17 protein-coding genes and 1 pseudogene are annotated in these 17360 nt (G+C 62.3%); 2 read left to right on the forward strand and 16 right to left on the reverse strand.

The window, feature by feature from the left end; all coding sequences use genetic code 11:
- Window positions 1-51 precede the first annotated feature (51 nt).
- The 7 genes from DDA93_RS08380 to DDA93_RS08410 all read right to left on the reverse strand — a co-directional run bounded on the left by DDA93_RS08380 (window position 52) and on the right by DDA93_RS08410 (window position 6609).
- The gene (locus DDA93_RS08380) at window positions 52-423 is read right to left on the reverse strand and encodes a hypothetical protein (protein ID WP_019483085.1); all 372 of its coding nucleotides are present in this window, start codon (window positions 421-423) and stop codon (window positions 52-54) included.
- Between the two features lie 3 nt (window positions 424-426).
- Entirely contained in the window at window positions 427-900 is a 474-nt protein-coding gene (gene smpB / locus DDA93_RS08385; RefSeq protein ID WP_024476764.1) for an SsrA-binding protein SmpB, read from the reverse strand.
- Window positions 901-987: 87 nt separating this feature from the next.
- Window positions 988-2451, reverse strand: a complete 1464-nt coding sequence (locus DDA93_RS08390; RefSeq protein ID WP_337459701.1) for a peptidoglycan DD-metalloendopeptidase family protein — start codon at window positions 2449-2451, stop codon at window positions 988-990.
- A gap of 76 nt (window positions 2452-2527) precedes the next feature.
- Window positions 2528-3442 carry a permease-like cell division protein FtsX gene (ftsX, locus tag DDA93_RS08395; RefSeq protein ID WP_024476767.1) on the reverse strand — a complete coding sequence of 305 codons (915 nt, stop codon included), beginning with the start codon at window positions 3440-3442 and terminating at the stop codon, window positions 2528-2530.
- Window positions 3439-4143: a cell division ATP-binding protein FtsE gene (gene ftsE / locus DDA93_RS08400; RefSeq protein WP_019483081.1), complete on the reverse strand. Its 705-nt coding sequence runs from the start codon at window positions 4141-4143 to the stop codon at window positions 3439-3441. The genes ftsX and ftsE overlap by 4 nt, the downstream gene beginning before the upstream one ends.
- A 159-nt stretch (window positions 4144-4302) precedes the next feature.
- Window positions 4303-5421 (reverse strand): peptide chain release factor 2, encoded by a 1119-nt coding sequence (prfB, locus tag DDA93_RS08405; RefSeq protein WP_019483080.1) that lies wholly within the window; start codon window positions 5419-5421, stop codon window positions 4303-4305.
- Between the two features lie 57 nt (window positions 5422-5478).
- A complete protein-coding gene (locus DDA93_RS08410; protein ID WP_165802599.1) occupies window positions 5479-6609 on the reverse strand; it encodes a glutamate--cysteine ligase in 1131 nt (376 codons plus the stop codon).
- A gap of 220 nt (window positions 6610-6829) precedes the next feature.
- On the opposite strand from DDA93_RS08410, the gene DDA93_RS08415 reads away from it, so the two are divergent.
- Window positions 6830-7969 (forward strand): NAD(P)-binding domain-containing protein, encoded by a 1140-nt coding sequence (locus DDA93_RS08415; RefSeq protein WP_116778496.1) that lies wholly within the window; start codon window positions 6830-6832, stop codon window positions 7967-7969.
- On the opposite strand, the gene DDA93_RS08420 is transcribed toward DDA93_RS08415, so the two are convergent.
- From DDA93_RS08420 to DDA93_RS08455, 8 genes are all read right to left on the reverse strand, one after another.
- Complete coding sequence (locus tag DDA93_RS08420) at window positions 7904-9502, reverse strand: FG-GAP-like repeat-containing protein (RefSeq protein WP_243400563.1); 1599 nt, start codon at window positions 9500-9502, stop codon at window positions 7904-7906. The genes DDA93_RS08415 and DDA93_RS08420 overlap by 66 nt on opposite strands.
- A gap of 80 nt (window positions 9503-9582) precedes the next feature.
- Entirely contained in the window at window positions 9583-10059 is a 477-nt protein-coding gene (locus DDA93_RS08425) for a pilus assembly protein TadG-related protein (protein ID WP_024476771.1), read from the reverse strand.
- The gene (locus DDA93_RS08430; protein ID WP_024476772.1) at window positions 10056-10499 is read right to left on the reverse strand and encodes a hypothetical protein; all 444 of its coding nucleotides are present in this window, start codon (window positions 10497-10499) and stop codon (window positions 10056-10058) included. The genes DDA93_RS08425 and DDA93_RS08430 overlap by 4 nt, the downstream gene beginning before the upstream one ends.
- Window positions 10465-10875 (reverse strand): TadE/TadG family type IV pilus assembly protein, encoded by a 411-nt coding sequence (locus DDA93_RS08435; protein ID WP_051317681.1) that lies wholly within the window; start codon window positions 10873-10875, stop codon window positions 10465-10467. Before DDA93_RS08435 ends, DDA93_RS08430 begins: the two co-directional genes overlap by 35 nt.
- Window positions 10876-10885: 10 nt before the next feature.
- The gene (locus tag DDA93_RS08440; RefSeq protein ID WP_237715293.1) at window positions 10886-11077 is read right to left on the reverse strand and encodes a hypothetical protein; all 192 of its coding nucleotides are present in this window, start codon (window positions 11075-11077) and stop codon (window positions 10886-10888) included.
- 83 nt (window positions 11078-11160) lie between these two features.
- Entirely contained in the window at window positions 11161-12102 is a 942-nt protein-coding gene (locus DDA93_RS08445) for a type II secretion system F family protein (RefSeq protein WP_024476774.1), read from the reverse strand.
- A complete protein-coding gene (locus DDA93_RS08450; RefSeq protein WP_024476775.1) occupies window positions 12099-12956 on the reverse strand; it encodes a type II secretion system F family protein in 858 nt (285 codons plus the stop codon). Before DDA93_RS08450 ends, DDA93_RS08445 begins: the two co-directional genes overlap by 4 nt.
- Window positions 12953-14179 carry an ATPase, T2SS/T4P/T4SS family gene (locus DDA93_RS08455; RefSeq protein ID WP_024476776.1) on the reverse strand — a complete coding sequence of 409 codons (1227 nt, stop codon included), beginning with the start codon at window positions 14177-14179 and terminating at the stop codon, window positions 12953-12955. Before DDA93_RS08455 ends, DDA93_RS08450 begins: the two co-directional genes overlap by 4 nt.
- 837 nt (window positions 14180-15016) lie before the next feature.
- Between DDA93_RS08455 and DDA93_RS08460 the strand changes: the two are divergent.
- A pseudogene (locus tag DDA93_RS08460) lies at window positions 15017-16330 on the forward strand (GH25 family lysozyme); the annotation flags it as partial.
- A 50-nt stretch (window positions 16331-16380) separates the two neighbouring features.
- Here DDA93_RS08460 and DDA93_RS08465 read toward each other — a convergent pair.
- A complete protein-coding gene (locus DDA93_RS08465) occupies window positions 16381-17331 on the reverse strand; it encodes a glycosyltransferase family 4 protein (RefSeq protein ID WP_116778497.1) in 951 nt (316 codons plus the stop codon).
- Between the last annotated feature and the right edge of the window lie 29 nt (window positions 17332-17360).

Raw genomic sequence — 17360 nt, forward strand, 5'->3', positions numbered from 1 at the left:
TATAACGCACCCTCCCCAGCGATGTATTCCCGGGTCGGCCCCACGTCTGGACTAGAGGGTAATCCCGAACATGACAATGGGCGACTGCCACAGGGTGACTACCACAAACGACACGGCCACGAAGGCGAGGCCCAGCGCGGCGAGGGCGGTTGTCGCTGCCTGCTTGCGCTTGAAACTCCACCAGAACACCAGGATGTTCATGAGTACCAGCAACGGCGCCACCCAGATGATCAGTTGGGCCAGGTACAGGTAGATCAGGAAGAAGAACGGGATCAATGCGAAAATGCCCACCGGAACGATTGCCAGCAAAAGCAGCAGATCGATCAGGGCGACCAGCGTGACCCACCAGGGTCGACGGTAGCGCAGTTCTGATACGTCGGGATCCTCCCTGGGTTCCTGCGCATCCCAGAAAACGTCGCTCATACCTTAGCTGCCCCGGTTCTTGTCGCGCATGTCCCGCAGAGCTTCACGGTTGTCTTGTTTTTCCCGCAGGGTCTGACGCTTGTCGTAATCCCGTTTGCCGCGTGCGACAGCAATTTCGACCTTCGCGCGTCCATTCAGGAAGTACAACTGAAGCGGCACCAGGGTGAATCCGCTTTCCCTGATGCGCTGGGAGATCCGGGTCAGCTCGTCCCGGTGCAGCAATAGCTTGCGACGACGGCGGGCTGCGTGATTGGTCCAACTGCCCTGCGTGTACTCGGGAATGTGGATGCCCTCGAGCCATAGTTCGTCATTGTAAAAAATGGCGAACCCGTCCACCAGGGACGCCCGCCCGGCCCGGAGCGACTTCACCTCGGTGCCCATCAGGGCGATGCCGGCCTCGTAGGTATCCAGCACCTCGTAATCGTGCCGGGCCTTCCGATTGGTGGCCACTACCTGTCGGCCACTTTCCTTGGGCACGGTACAACTCCTTCATGTCTGGGGGTCTTGCTCCTGGCTCACGCCTAGGGGCCGATTTGCTGTCCCCTCAGTCTACGGCGTCGGTGACTACAGCAGGCCCAGCGGGTCGACCAGGCTGCCGTTGAGCACCGTTTCAAAATGCAGGTGACAGCCGGAAGAGTTGCCGGTGGTTCCAGTGCGGCCGATCAGCTGACCGGCGCTGACCTTTTGCCCCGGTGAGACGTCGAAGCTGGAGAGGTGGTAGTAGTTGGTCGCCAGCGCGTTGCCCTGGACCACACCATGGTTCAGGACAATACGGTTTCCGGCGCCGGAGAGCGCGTTGGAATCAGCAAACCAGACTTCGCCTGCTGCGGGAGCGTAGAGCGGGGTACCGCAGCCCACACCGTAGTCGAGGCCCGTATGGGTGTACCCGCCCGACCCGTTGAAGTCGATGGTGCCGACCGGAGTTGCACGCCAGCCGAATCCTGAGGAGATGGGACCGCTGACAGGTGCCCGGAGACCGAACGCTGAAGGACTGCCGGATTGAATCGGCGCGATTGGCCTGACCGTGGCCGGGACGATTGGTTCAGGCGCGACTGGCTTGGGCGCCGGTCGTTGCGCGGCTGCGGCCGCTGCAGCCGCAGCGGCGTTGGCTGCTTCGGCAGCTGCTGCTGCCTCCGCTGCGCGGCGTTCATTTTCGATGCGGGCCCGCTCTTCAGCCTCAGCCTTGAGCCGCGCTTCCTCCCGCTTCCGCGCCTCTTCAATCAGACGTGCCTGGCGTGCGGCGATATCGGCGGTGACCTGCTCGTGGGCGGATTCCACCTCGGCGAGCTGAGCCTCAATGACCGGCTTCTGTTCTTTAAGCTCATCGGACAACGCCGAGGTGTCGGCGACCAGGGTGTCAACCTTGCTTTTCTCGGCCGCTGCATCATCACGGGCTATCTGCTCGGCCGCGAGAGCCTGTTCCGCCTGGGCTTTCAGGTCGAGGATTTCCGCCTCGACCGCCTCAAGACGTGCCTCCGAATTCACATTGGTCGCGTTCTGCTGCGACAACTGGTCCATGGCAGCGTTCTGGCTCCGTAGTGCCTGGTCCACCATGTCGATGGAATTGGTGAGACTTTCAGTGCCCTCAGAGCCGAAGAGCAGGGACAGGTTTGAGGGTACTCCCCCATTTTTGTAGGCCTGGGTGGCAATCTGCCCGATCATCTCCCGGGTCTCTCCCATCGCTTCCTGGTCGAGATCCATCTGTTCGCTGATCTTGTTTCTGGTCTCCTGGGCCAAATCGACCCGTTGAGTGAGTGCAGTGACCTGGCCGGTGGCGGTTTCGACCCGGCCCTGTGCGTCGGCGAGGGCCTGCTGGGCGCCGGGCAGCTGGCCCTGGAAGACACGGAGCTGCGCAATCGTTTCGGAAATATCGGCGTCGAGGTATTCGATTGATTGCTGGACGTCCTCGATTTCCTGCTCGAGGGCGTTCTGGCGGTTATCCAATTCATCGGCGAATACCGGCGCGCTGAACCCGAGGGCGAGCGCGACAATCACCGCAATCGACGTGCCAGCGACGGTCTTGGTCACGACTGATTGTTTGGCCGACTTGGTCGACCAAGGATTTACAGCAGGCATATGCTCTCTTTCGTTCCTGGTCATTACTCTAAACCCTCAAGTAACGTCGGAGGGTCAGGAGTGATGACACCCCAGCCAGCACTCCACCCAGCAAGATGAGCAGGGGCGCAAGGAGCAGTACCTCAGTCGAGGAGATGAAGGCCGTTTCCGGGTACATCTCGGCGAGTACGCCGTTGAGGGCGAAGTGGGCTACCGCCCACAGCGTGCCGGTTGCCAACAGGCCGCCGACCACCGCCGCGATGACTCCCTCCAGGACGAACGGGAGTTGGATGACCGCTTTGCTGGCGCCGACCAACCGCATGATTCCGGTTTCCCGCCGGCGGCTAAACGCAGAAAGCCTGATCGTGGTTGCCACCAGCAACACGGCGCAGAGCAACATCACCCCCGCTATGGTCAGGGCGATCGCCGACGCGACATTCATATAGGTGAAGAGGCGTTCCAGTAACTCCCGCTGGTCGCTCACGACGTCAACACCTGGGGTCGAAGAGAAGGCTTCGTTGATGACCTCGTACTTTTCCGGGTCAACCAGATTCACCCTGAATGATTCGGGGAGCTGGTCGGCTGTCACCGAATCGACAATTGGAGAATTCGCGAACTGGTCCTGGAAATGGCCCAGGGCTTCTTCCTGGGACTCGTATTCGACCGTCGAAACATACTCACTGAAGGAATCGGATTCGAGGATGGCCTGGATATCATCCCGTTGCTCGTCGGACACGGGTCCCGCCGCGCAGCTCGGTGAGGTGGAGTTATCCACGCAGAGGAATACGGCCACCTGAACGCGGTCGTACCAATACCCCTTCATCTGGTTGATCTGTAGCTGAAGGAGTCCCGCAGCCCCAACGAAGGTGAGGGAAATGAAGGTGACCAGAACGATGGAGATCACCATGGCAAGGTTCCGGCGGAGACCAGACCCTAACTCACCGAGGACAAACGCGAACCTCATTGCGCCGACACCTCGGTCTCGCCAATGTAGATGCCCTGTGCGTCGTCACGCACCACTGAACCGTTGCGAAGCTCGACCACTCTTTTGCGCATGGTGTTCACGATGTCGTCATCGTGGGTTGCCATCACCACTGTGGTGCCGTTCGAGTTGATGCGGTCCAGTACTTTCATAATTCCCATCGACGTGGTGGGGTCCAGGTTGCCGGTGGGCTCGTCGGCCAGCAGGATTCCGGGCCGGTTCACGATGGCGCGGGCAATGGCCACGCGCTGCTGCTCGCCACCTGAGAGTTCATGGGGCATCCTGTTGTTTTTACCCTCCAGGCCCACTGTCTGCAGTACGTCGGGCACTGTCTCCCGGATCACTGCACGGCTCTTGCCAATCACCTGCATGGCAAAGGCGACATTTGCGAAGACGGTCTTGTTGGGTAGCAGCCGGAAGTCCTGAAACACCACACCGATGCCGCGGCGCAGCTTGGGCACCCGCCAGCTTGGGATGTTGGCAACGTTTTGCCCTGCGACGTAGACGGCACCCCGGGACACCCGGTCCTCTTTGAGGACCAGCCGGATGAACGTTGATTTACCGGAGCCCGAGGCCCCGACCAGGAAGACAAATTCTCCACGATCGACTTCGAGGCTTACGGCGTCGAGGGCGGGTCGAGAGTTGTTGTCGTAGACCTTGGTGACAGTGTCGAATCTAATCATGACTACTTTGCGCCCATATGAAACTGCCAGTGCACGGGCATTTGCTGGGGGGAAGAAAGTACCGGCCACTAGACTATAGCCACGCCGCTGCGCCTTGCTGGCTCACCGTCGCGGTGTGTCGCAGAGCGTTTGGTGGGCCGGCAGGCCGCCCAAATCCGCCTACTCGGCCGGTGCAGCCCTGTTGTTGGCCCGCCACCTGATGCCAGCGTCGATAAAGTCGTCGATCTCGCCGTCGAACACTGCCGAGGTGTTACCGACCTCGTGGTCGGTGCGTAGATCCTTGACCATCTGGTACGGGTTGAGCACATAGGAGCGCATCTGGTCGCCCCAGGATGCCTTCACATCGCCGGCCATTGCCTTCTTCTCGGCGTTCTCCTGTTCCTGCATCTGAAGCAGGAGTCGGGATTGGAGGACCCTGAGCGCAGCCGCCCGGTTCTGGAGCTGGGATTTTTCGTTCTGCATGGACACGACAATCCCGGTGGGGATATGGGTCAGCCGCACCGCCGAGTCGGTGGTGTTCACCGATTGGCCGCCGGGCCCGGATGACCGGAAAACATCGACTTTGATCTCGTTGTCGGGGATCTCCACCGAGTCGGTTTGCTCAATCAGCGGAATCACCTCGACGGCCGCGAAAGAGGTCTGGCGGCGACCCTGGTTGTCAAAGGGGCTGATCCGGACCAGGCGGTGCGTTCCGGCTTCCACCGACAGGGTGCCGAAGGCGTACGGCGCCTTTACCTCGAACGTGGCGGACTTCAGTCCGGCCTCTTCGGCATAGGAAGTGTCAAGGACCTGGGTGGGGTACCCGTGGCGTTCGGCCCACCGCAGGTACATGCGGAGCAACATTTCCGCGAAGTCGGCGGCGTCCACTCCGCCCGCGCCGGAACGGATGCTCACTACCGCCTCCCGCTCGTCGTACTCGCCTGCCAGCAGGGTCACTACTTCGAGCCGGTCCAGGGAGGCGCTCAGGGACGAAAGTTCCTTCACTGATTCTTCTCTGGACGCCTCATCATCCTCGTCCTGGGCCAGTTCCACCAGCACTTCGAGGTCTTCGATCCGCGAGTAGAGGGTCTCGAGGCGTTCAAGCGCCGACTGGCGGTGGGAAAGTTTCGACGTGATCTTCTGTGCGGCGGCAGGATCATCCCACAGGTTGGGTTCACCGGCCTGTTCGCTCAGCTCCGCGATGTCGGTGCGGATCGCTTCAACATCAGCAACCTGCTCGATGTTGGCGTATTTGGTGCGGAGCGCGCGGATTTCTGCGGGAAAATCGATGTTTGCCATGATTGAACCAGCCTACGTCATGGCGCTGACGGCGGCCGCTGGCTGATGGCGCCGCTGCTAGTCAAGCGGGCCCTGCTGGGTCCGCTCCACTGCATCGGTGATGAGGGCATCGGCACCTTCGCGCATCATGGCACGCTGATAGTCGGCGCCGGTGCCCCGGCGCTCGATCTGGTGCAGAAGCCGAAGCACGGTCGCTTCGTCGTCGTAGTCGCGCAGTACCGGAAGCACCCGCTCAATGAGGAGGTGCACGGCGTCGGCCGCCTCGCACAGCCCGCCCAGGACTGGGTTCACCAGAGGTCCACCCAACCCGTACCTGCTCGCCGTCCAACTCGCCGCCCGGAGATCGGCGGACGTGGCGCCGGGTGCTGGTTCACCGGTCCGCCAGGCTCTGGCACTTTCCTCCACGAGGGCCCTCGCCAGGGCGGCAACCAGAACGGCGTCGGCACTGAAAAGGCAGACATCGCAGACCCTGATCTCGACCGTTGGGTGCCGCTGGGCGAGCCTCGCATCCAGGTAGACCATTCCTTCGTCGAGGATGACCCCGTCTTTCAGCCGGGCGCGGATCATCTTCTCGTACGAGGACACGGATCCAAACGCTTCATAGGTCCCCGAGGTGGGCCAGCGCAAATTCAGGGGGTACCGGTAGCTGGCGTAGCCGCTGTCCGCTCCGTTCCAATAAGGAGAGTTGGTGCTGAGTGCCAGCAGGACGGGCAGCCACAGCCGGATCCGGTCCAGAACGGCAACCCCCTCGTCGGGGGATTCAATCGAGACGTGGATATGAAATCCGCAGGTCAGGTGTTCGGCGAGCGCAAGCCCATAGAGGTCCCTCATCCGGGCGTACCGGTTGTCTGGTGCCAGCCGGAGGGCCGTCGGGTGGATGCTGGTGGCCAGCGCCGCGACCCGCGCGCCGACCTGTTGGGCCGCGCGGTCGGCCTGGCGTCGGCCCGCCTGAATTGCTGCCGCCAGGTCCCCCAGAGCGGAATAAGGCTTGCTGATGACCTCCAGTTGTTGTTGCTGCAGTTCCAGCGTCAGTTCGCTGACGTCGTCGGCGGCGGGTACAACGCCGGACAACACCAGCGGCGCGAGCGGCGCCGGCCGGCCGGTGTGTTCATCCAGGAGCAGCAGTTCCTCTTCCACACCGAAGGTTCTTACCGCGGGACCGGTGGAGTTGATGTCTGCTGGCTGCACTGCCTGCCCCCTTCTGGGCGTCAGCTCTGCCAATCATCATCGGATTCGAAGATGAGAGCTTAGTCAGAAGGTTCCTCAAATCTGAAAATGGTGTCAAGGGTCAATCGCGGCCACGGCACCTGACGCCCCTTGAGCCATTTGGTGTGGATGGGGGTGGAATAAGCGAGGCCTGAGGTCAGTTTTAGCGGTGGAAGACTACGCGCACGAGTGAGAGGGCAGAATGCTGAGGACGGTCGTGATCGGAGCCGGGCAAGCTGGCCTGTCCGCGGCATACTATCTGCGGCGGCAAGGGCTTGAACCCGATGAGGACTTCGTGGTCCTGGACGCCAATGACGGCCCCGGTGGCGCCTGGCGTCACCGCTGGCCGTCACTCACCTTCGGCACTGCCCACAATATTCACGACCTGCCGGGCCTTGAGGTTGGCATCCCCGACCCGACCGAGCCCGCGTCGTCGGTGGTCAGTCGCTACTACGGCGACTATGAAAGGCAATTCGACCTCCCGGTACACCGCCCCGAGGCGGTCACCGAGGTGGTGTCCCCCTCCCCAGCCGGTCCATTGCGAGTAGTTACCCAGTCAGGCAGCTGGGATGCCGAGCTAATCATCAATGGCACCGGGACCTGGGACCGGCCCTATTGGCCGTTTTACCCCGGCCGGGAGCTGTTCCTGGGGAGCCAGCTTCATACCCACGATTTCCAATCTGCGCAGCACTTCCGTGGCCTGCACGTGGTGGTGGTGGGGGCGGGGACGTCAGCGGTCCAGTTCCTTCTCCAACTTGCCGGCGCCGGCGCCACAACGTCCTGGGTCACTCGCCGTCCGCCGTCCTTCACCGGGCGGGAGTTCAATGCCGAATGGGGCAGGGAAGTCGAAGCCCGGGTCAACGAACGGACGGCGGCCGGACTCCCTCCTGCGAGCGTGGTGTCGACCACTGGTCTGCCACTGACCCGCCAATATCAAGACGGGATAGCTGCAGGGAACCTCGTCTCGGTGGGTCCGATGCGGGCTGTCACCCCAGAGGGCGTCCTGTTGGCAGACGGGACAGAAGTCCGCGCGGATGTCATCCTGTGGGCCACCGGGTTCCGTCCGGCACTGGACCACCTCGCTCCGCTGAAATTACGGGAGGCCGGGGGCGGAATCCGGATGAAAGGGGTGCATGTGCTCAAGGATCCACGCGTGCTGTTGGTGGGGTACGGTGCCTCGGCCTCAACACTTGGCGCTACCCGCGCGGGCAGGGCGGCCGCCGTCGCCGCTGTGAAGCGACTGCGGGAGGTGGGGAGCGTGAGGGCTGGCGTGGCATCAGAAGATCAGGTTCAGTCCATTCCACCCAGTGCCCACCTGCACTCGGGGCAGCCAGCCCCCTGAGCCGTTGCCCGGATACAGCCACAGAATCCCCCGGCTGTCACGAGCAAGGACATCGGCGGTGCGATCCCCGTTAAAGTCGCCGGGGCTCATCACCGCTGTCATCGAGTTCCAGCCGTGCCCCACCCTCGAGCGAGGCAGCCAGCCCCCTGTGCCGTTGCCCGGATACAGCCACAAATAGCCGTTCGCTTTGTCGCGGGCCAGCAGATCAACCCGGCCATCGCCATTGAAATCACCGGGACCCACAATGGTGTTGAAGGCATTCCAGCCACTACCAACCCGGACCCGCGGCAGCCACCCCCCGGACCCATTTCCCCGATACAGCCAGAGGTACCCGGTGGTCCGTTCCCGGGCGAGAACATCCACAAACTGGTCTCCGTTGAAATCCCCTGGCCCAAGGATGCTGTTGAAAATGTTCCAGCCACTACCAACCCGGACCCTCGGCAGCCACCCTCCTTTGCCGTTGCCCCGGTACAGCCACAGATATCCGGTAGCCGCCTCGCGGGCCAGCAAATCAGCGGGACCGTCGCCATTGAAGTCACCCGGTGTCTCGAGAACGTCAAATCCGTTCCAGCCCGACCCGATCCGGACACCACTCCACGCAGTGCCATCTCCCTTTCCGCGGTACATCCGGAGATCACCGGTCGCTGTGACGCGAGCCAGGATGTCGTTGTTCCAGTCACCGTTGAAGTCGGCGGTGGAACGGGACAGCGTCGATGCTGGAATGGCCAGGGGTGTGAAGGCGTAGGGCTCGCAGGTCAGGTTGTAGTCCCGGGTGTCGTCGTACCACTGGGAGAGATAGACGCGCCCGCCGGAGAAACTCGGCTGCCGGCAGCGGTCCAGGGCCTCGGTGGGATAGTCCAGCCTCCCGGCCGTCGCCCACACCGGCACCCCGGGAAGTCGCCAGGATCCGGTGATCTCCGCCCACCCCGAGGCATAGGAGTAGAGGCCGTAGGAGAAGCCCGCATCGCGGAGCCCGCGCATCAGTCCCTCGATGATGAGCCGGTTGTCGCGTTGCTGCGCCGTGGTGCTGGTGGGCCACGGCTGGGCTGGCCGGGGTTCGACGTCGATCCACACCACCGGTGGCCGGAACCCTATCCGGTTCATGCTGGCGACGGCGAACCGCGCTTCCGAGTACCCCACGTTCGATAGCCGACCCGCACGGGTACTGCTCGCCCACGGCCCTCGTGCACCATAGGTATTCAACTGGGCAGCAGTGGGAAACCCTGCCATTGCGTAGCCGTGGGTCGACTTGTTATTGGTTTTGGTCCAGGTGACCTGACTTGCCAGGCATGGGTTTTCGGTGAAGGGCAGACCCTTGGTGAGTCCGATAACGACGAACTGGGTTGAAGTCGGCGGCATAGGCAGGCCGAAACCGCCGGCCGCTGGTGGGCATTGGGGCCAGGAGATATCGTGACCGTAAAGGGGGGCGGCCTGCGCAGGGGGTGCAACTGTCACGAAGCCGAAGAGAAGCGCCAGCGACGTTCCAATCGCCATTGCCATCCGTCTGAGCGAGCGAGCCATCATGTGAACCACCTCATCCAACTAGATCATTTTACCGCCGATCAGGGGTTTGGGATGGGTCAAATTCCCGCCAATTTGATCGTTCCGAAGTCTCAGCGGGTCAACACGGAGCGGGCCTCGGCGGTCACGGCGATGGGGATCCCCCCCGGTACGAGAAAGTTCACGACGGGTGGATGGACAACCGCAGTCAACACCACCTGGGCTGTCCTGTTGTCAGGTGCTCCGGTCCCCGGATCCATCGTCAGCCCGTCGAAGCGTGCGCTGGCACCGGTCAGGTAAAGGTACTCCTGCACCGTTGTCCGGACCAGCGTGGCATCCAGTGCTGGCAGGGGGGCCTCCGCACCCGGAGGTGGCTCGGCCAGTCTGAAGGTGTCGGCGGCGGTCAGGGCCGCGCCGTCGGCAACTGACAATAGCTTTTGCCGGTCGAGGTAAACAGCCGATGCGGCGAGCACCACGGTCAGAACTAACAGGGATAAAAACAGGTATCCGATCACCATGACTATGACCTGTCCCTCCTCGGGTCCGGACGTATGAATCTCCCGGATCGAAGGGAACTTGGGGCGAGTCATCTGAACCGTTCCACCAGTTGTGTCGCCGACGAGTCGACGACCACTACCGAATCGTCGACGCTGTGTCCGGGCGGCATGAACGGCAAGTTGATGCCGAGTCGGACACCGACCGTCACTCCTGAACCGGGGGTGAGGCATTCGCCGTTGCAGTTCACCTCGATCTCCGCTTCCGACGCGTCGAACCCGAAATCGTTCAGGACGAGGATCGCTGCCTGATGCGCCTGAGAGGTCGCCTCAGGCAGCGATTCCTCGGTGACGTAAATTTTGGCTGCCTGATCAGCGGCCCCGACCACGGCGAAGGAACCCGCCTGCAACCGACCAATGGTCAGGACAAAGTAGATCACCGGCACCAGCAAAACGAGTCCGAGGAAGACAAATTCGACGACGGCGCTCCCCCTCTCCTGTTCAGCTGTCGGTGGGCTCGCGTGGAAGCACCGCATGACCAGTCACCTCCAACACTCCCGCGGGACCGATCAGGCCGATCACTGGCAGTGGCGCCCGGACGGTCACCGCCAGCAGCGACAATCCGTTCTGGTTGATTTCGTCGACGGAGATTTCCTCGGCGTATCCATCGCTGAGTGCGGTGGAGATGATGACTCCAGTTCGCTGTTGCGCGTCGGCTGCGGTCCGATCAGCCAGCGTTCCGTAGCGTGCCCCTGACGACGCCGCATCAATCAGGGTGTTCCGGACGTGAAGCACCAGGGTGAGCTGGATGACCGCAACGAAAATGACGGTCAGGAGTCCCCCGATCAGTGCGAAGTCCACCACCGCTGCCCCACGCTCGTGGCTGGTATTGCCGTCCGGTTCTCTCCTCACCGCTGGCCGATCAGGGGCTGACGCGACTGATCGCGTCGTTGAAGAGGTTCTCCAATGCGGGACCGGCCAGAGCGAGCAGCGCTGCTACCAGTACCGCGGACATTAGGGTGATCATCACCCAGCCGGGAACATCTCCTCGCTCGGGCGGGTCATCCGCTGCGTTGTTCACCGTTCTCACCAGCCGGGTGAGCGCGAGCGCCAGGTACAGGTGAAGAGCTTGCAGGATCCGGTAAATGATTCGGTTCAGTTTCACTTTTTCCTCTTCCGTCGACACTGGTGGGTGGATTACAGGCCAAGGCTGATGAGTGCGATGCCTGGGTACACGGCAAAAAGGACCGTCAGGGGAAGCACCCCAAAAACCAGGGGGATCATCATGGCGATCTCCTTCTTCCCGGCTGCTTCCATCAACTCGCGTTTGGATACATCACGGACGTCCTGCGCCTGCGCCCGGAGAACATCGGCGAGCGGAGTTCCACGCTGCACAGCGACAGTGATGCCATCCACAAAACGCACCAGTGGTGTCAGCCTGGTCCGGTTCGAAAAATCCTGCAGAGCAGTCATTAGCGGCGACCCTGCTCGGGTTTCCGCGAGCACCCGCTCGAACTCCCGGGAAAGCTCCCCGTTAGATGTTCGACAGATCCGCTCGAGGGCACCCGTCGCGCTTTCGCCTGCGCTGACCGCGAGGGCCATTAGCTCGGCCAGGCTCGGGAACTCGGCCAGCATCCTAGCTTCCCTTCTCCGAATCTGGACCGACAGGAAGTAGTCCCGCAACACGTAGCCTCCCACCGTGCACCCGATCACGATGGCTACAGCGGGAAGCGGGCCGATGCTGCCCGACATTGCCAGGGATACCATCAGGAAAGTGGATGTGCCAAGGCCGAAAGCTGCCCACAGTATTTGCTCGGCCCGAAAGTCGGCCACCTGTTGTTCCTGACCCGCCTGCGATAGGCGTCTCGCGAGGGCTGCGGACGCCGGGTTGAACCGGCCCAGCCAGCGGACGACGTCGTCCAGTACCGGCCGTGCGATGCGCTCGATTGGCCCAAATGGGCTCACTGATGACGGCGGTCCATCCAGTAGCCGGGAACGAACGTCCACTGATTTCAGCTGCGGTGCTACACGGTCAACGAATCGTGCTGGTCTAAAGAAGGGGACCCGCACCAGAATGAGCCAAAGACCAGCCCCGAGGGAGCCGCCCATCAGGATGGCCAGTGCCTGGTGGTCCATCATCGCAGTACCCGTTCGTCCTGGGGCAAGGCGCCGATCCGGAGCATAATCCGGTAGCAGACCACCGAAACCACCAGACCGCCAATTAGCACTCCGGCACCCGTGGCGGTGTTATAGGCTCTTACCGCTTCCGGGCGGGTAGCGAGCAGCATCAGCACGAGCCAGGGGGCAGCAACAGCCAGCCGCGCAGCATTGATGGTCCAGGACTGGCGGGCTTCCAGTTCGCTTCGCGTCCGGGCGCTATCCCGCAGAAATTCCGCGAGCGTACCCAACAGCCGTCCAAGGTCGGAGCCACCTACATCCCGAGTCATTCTCAGCGCCTCGATAATGCGATCTGCGACTGGATCAGCGAGTCTGGCTTTCAATCGCTCCAGGGCATCATCGAACCGGGCGCCCGCGCGGTAGTCGTCGCTGAACGCGGTGAAGGCATGACGCAGCTCTGTAGGACCCTTCTCGCCCAGTTGGCTGATGGCTTCGGGCAGGGACAGCCCTGCGCGGATGGCTGATCGCAGGTGATCGACGACGTCGGGCCAGAGTTCTCTGAGTGAAGCCGCCCGACGACGCGCGCGCCACCTGACGACGCCCACGGGTAGCAGCGAACCGAACAGACCGAAGCAGGCCGCGATCGGAGGAGACCCGGTGAGGACGAGCACCGCCAGGAAGACCACCCCTCCGATGCCCAGTGACGTGGCAATCAGGCCTCCCGCTGAGACAGCTTCGATACCCGCGCGCAGCAGCAGGTCGTCAACTCGGCGGTTTCGGCGAGTAGTCTGCTGACTTTTGCGGGGTTCAGCCCAGAAGGACCACCAGATCATGAACAGACCCGTTCCGAGTCCTGCCCCGATGACCGTAATCATGTCGCTGGTCCCAGGAGGCGGGCAATCTGGAAACCTGCACTGGCGAATTTTTCTTCGGAGGGCATGGCGGACGCTGTGACAACGAGGTCACCGTCGACTCTTTGAAACACGGCCGATGATTCGATGATGCCGTTTTCCACCCGCCTGCCGAGGGACAGAATTTCAGTGACCCTCCTGCGTCCGTCTCGAAAGCGTTCGCAGTGAACCACGAGATCGATGCATGACGCCACCGTGGGCACCACAAAAGCACTAGAGATGTTGTCCCCAGCCAGCAAGGGAAGAGTGCAGATCTTAGTCACTGCATCATGGGCGCTGTTGGCATGCACGCTACACATCCCCGGCAGCCCGGAATTAAGGGCGACCAGCATGTCAAGGCTTTCCGCCTCCCGAACCTCACCCACGATCAGCCGGTCGGGGCGCATCCGAAGTGCTTCCTTGACCAGTCTCCGGAGCGGAATCTCCCCCTGTCCCTCCAAATTGGGTGGTCGGCATTGCATCCCCACCACGTCTCGCAGCGGAAGCTTGAGTTCGAAGATCTCCTCGACCGTCACCACCCGCTCCCGGGAACCGATACTTGAACCAAGACAGTTCAGCAGGGTTGTTTTACCGGCCTGGGTGGCACCCGACACCAGGATGTTCAGCCCGCTCACTACCGCTGCGTCCAGGAATCGGGCAGCTTGCGGCGACAGGGTCCCCAACCCGACGAGGTGTTCCAGCCGGGTCGCTTTGGCAATGAACTTTCGAATATTGACTGACCAATGACGGCGCGTCACATCCGGGATGACCACATGGAGGCGTGATCCATCAGGCAGTGCCGCATCCACAAACGGAGAGGATAGGTCGAGCCGTCTGCCCGATGATTTGAGCATACGTTCGACCAGGTCGTGGATTTGCTGCTCGCTCAAAACCAGCGAGGTCAACTCTGATTCACCGGACCGTGCAACGAAAATCTCGGTCGGTGAGTTGATCCAGACCTCTTCGACTGTCGGATCATCGAAGAACGGCTGCAAGGCGCCAAAACCGGCGACTGCGTCGAACACGAACTTCTGCGCCACGTCGCGCTGCCCGAGTTGCGGGAGTGTACCGAGCATGGTGCGCTCGTCGTAATCGTCAACGGCGGCCTGCACCAGCCGCAACACCTCATCACTCTGCCGGGCCGGGTCTAGCCCACGACGGCGGATGAGCTCACGAACCTCATCCTCGATAATGCGTACGGCGTCCATAGGAGTCCCTTGAAACAGGGCAGCCCGGCCTCTGGGGCCGGAACGCCCGAGACCGTGGGTGTAACCGGTGAATGCACTACAGGATAAGGGAAACAGGGGTCTTCGCCCACCCCCTGGTCAGGCGCTGTGGATAACGATCACCCTTGCCGAAACAGCTGCATCTGTAGTCACATCAGTCACAGTGGGCTATCCTCGAGGGGACGACGCCCTCTCTCGCCTCGGGCTCGCATTACTCGGAGACTTTTCTGTGAACCACTCTCGCGCCTCTACTGTCCTTGCCGCCGCATTCCTTACCGCAGCGCTAGCTGCGGGGTCCGTGCCAGCCATCGCCACCCCGCAACCCGTCCCACCAGAACCGACCATTTCGGCGCCGGCTGACGCAACGCCACCCGAATTGACACCTGCTGGTCCTCCCGATGGCCCCACGACGCCGGCTCCTGCCGAGGTGGCGACCGTCGACCCTGAGATCGTTGATCCGGCGGCTGAGACTCCGGTGCCCGCTGAGGTGGCGCCCGCCGAGGTTGCACCGGAAGAACTTACCGCTGCCGAATTAGCCGCGGATCCTGAAGCACTTGCGAAACTGATCGGTCCCCATGGTGCGAGCCTGGGGCAAGGCGCCGAGCGGATCGCCGAGTCCGGTGATCCGCAGATCCCAACCGCCCGGGAACTTCAGAACCAGTCAACTTTGAGCGACGCGCCTGCAGCAGCTACCGATCCTGCGGCGGTGAACCTGTGGCGCCCCCAAGGCACATTGGGCGTTGACGTCAGCAGCTACCAGGCAACGTCAACTGGTCGGCGGCGTGGAATCAGGGTTCCAGGTTCGCCTACACCAAGGCAACCGAGGCGACGAGTTACAAGAACCCCTACTACAGCCAGCAGTACACGGGTTCGGCAAGCGCTGGCATGGTCCGCGGCGCCTACCACTTCGCCATTCCAAGCATCTCCTCGGGAGCCGCGCAGGCCAACTACTTCATTAACAACGGTGGCGGTTGGTCGGCCGACGGTAAGACCCTTCCCCCGCTGCTCGACGTCGAGTACAACCCCTATTCCTCGCTCGGCAACTCCTGCTACAACATGAGTCCCTCGCAGATGGTGAACTGGATCCGGGACTTCTCGAACACCATGCTGGACCGCACCGGTCGCGTACCCATGATCTACACCACCACCGACTGGTGGAACAGGTGCACGGGAAACTCGACAGCCTTCGCCAACCACCCGCTGCACATCGCCTCCTACAACAATGTGGGCGCGGGCACCCTCCCCTCCGGCTGGAACAAGTACAGCCTCTGGCAGTACACCAGCGAAGGTCCAGTGGTCGGCGACTGGAACGTCTGGAACGGCACGTCCGCCGCCCTTCAACGCTTCGTCCGGAACGAGGCAGCGCCAGCTCCGGCACCTCAGCGGCCCTCAATCCGTTCAACAGCCGACGTGATAGCAATCGACAGCTTTGGCAAGCTCTTCAACTATCCGAGCACCGGGCGCGGCTCACTCGGGACCAGGGCACAGATCGGGTCTGGTTGGGGATCCGCCAAATCAATTCACCAGGTGGATTGGAACGACGACGGAGTCCTCGACATCCTTGCCCAGTGGAATAACGGCCGGCTGAGCGTCTACTACGGGCAGCCAGCAGGAGGATTCCAGTCGGCCATAATTCTGGCAGCGTCAGGATGGGGCGGCATGCAGCTCTCCGTTGGCGATTGGATTAGTGGCGCCCGCCCATCCATCACAGGCGTCCGCACAGACGGATCACTCCATTACTGGGCACAGACCCGCAGCGGATCCTTGGCTGCTCCCCGCCAGGTCGGCCACGGGTTTAATGGAATGCAGATAGTGATGACCGATTACGACACGAACGGCACCCAGGATCTGCTCGCTCGCAACGGCCAGTCACAGCTGGTGTTGTACAAAGGCAACGGCGACGGTCGCTTCGCTCCTGCGTCGAGGCCGGTAGTTGGCTCAGGGTGGGGAAAGATGGTGACTCTCAACGCGGTGTCGGGCTTCAAGGGCAGCGGCACCCAGGGCATTATTGCCAAACGCAACGACGGCAATCTGTATTACTATTCGATCGTGGACGGGGCCCGGTGGGGTACCTCAGGGCAGATCGGCCACGGCTGGTCGTCCATGAGGATCACTGGCGCTCAAATCAACTAAGCGGTAACCAGCACCCGACCGTGCGCCCGGCCGGCGCCGCGTTCGGGTGCTTACCTGCGGGAGCCGCGTTGTTCGATCACGGCCGAGTACAGGTCAAGGAGGGTCGCCACACCGACCTTTGCGTCATGTACCCGCCCGATAAACCCCGGCCCGTCCTGGACGGAAGCAGCTCCCCGAACGTCGTCAATAACTGAGAAGACGCTGGCGGCGACTGCTGCTGGCCCGGCGGCGCCCAACAACTGGAGCAGCGGATAATACTCAGGATTGGCGCTGCTCACGACTGGTACGCCGGTGGCTAACGCCTCAAGTTCGCTGACGCTGAGGACGTCAGTCATTTGCCCAATGACCACCGACGCCGTCGCCAGCCACTCACGGTAGTCATCGTGTGGCATTTTCGGGACGAGGGTGACGCCCACGTTCCGGGCTTCTTCCGTCTCGGACCCCCAGTCCAGTCCTAACAGTTCAAGGTCCGGTCGTTCCCGCTTCAGGCGTGCGGCTACCTCAATCTGGGCTTCAGCACCCTTCACCGGATCCCAGCGGGAGGCGAAGATCACGCGGCCCGTCACTGGTCGCCACAGCGGGGCTCGGTCCAATCGCACCGTCACGGGAAGGTACACCGCCCGGTCTGTGAGATTCTCGACGTGTTCCCTCAGATCAGGGGTCGAGTAGAGAACCCGATCGGCGTGTTCAGTGCCATAACGCAGCTTCGGAGTCCAGTCCTCTTCGTACTGGCGGGTCCGCACGTCAGTACCGTGAAGGTGAAGGACCCATGGTGACCGCAGCCAGCGCGCGTGGGGAGCCAGTCCGCCAGTGTGAATATGAACGACGTCCGAACGCGCACTTTCCAACGCTAACGTCGCATCCCAGGCAACCGGACGCGTTCGTTTCACGATGTGTCCCAGCGGGCCCGACCACTTGCGCCTGTAATACCAGGGAATGCCGGTCATCCTCCAGGGTTGGCCCATTTCGTTGGCCATATCCACCAGGTTCCGGCCCACCATTGCCGCATCATGAACGTGGAGGGCTCGTA

The sequence above is a fragment of the Arthrobacter sp. Bz4 genome, from assembly GCF_003075455.1.
Classification (GTDB): domain Bacteria; phylum Actinomycetota; class Actinomycetes; order Actinomycetales; family Micrococcaceae; genus Arthrobacter_D.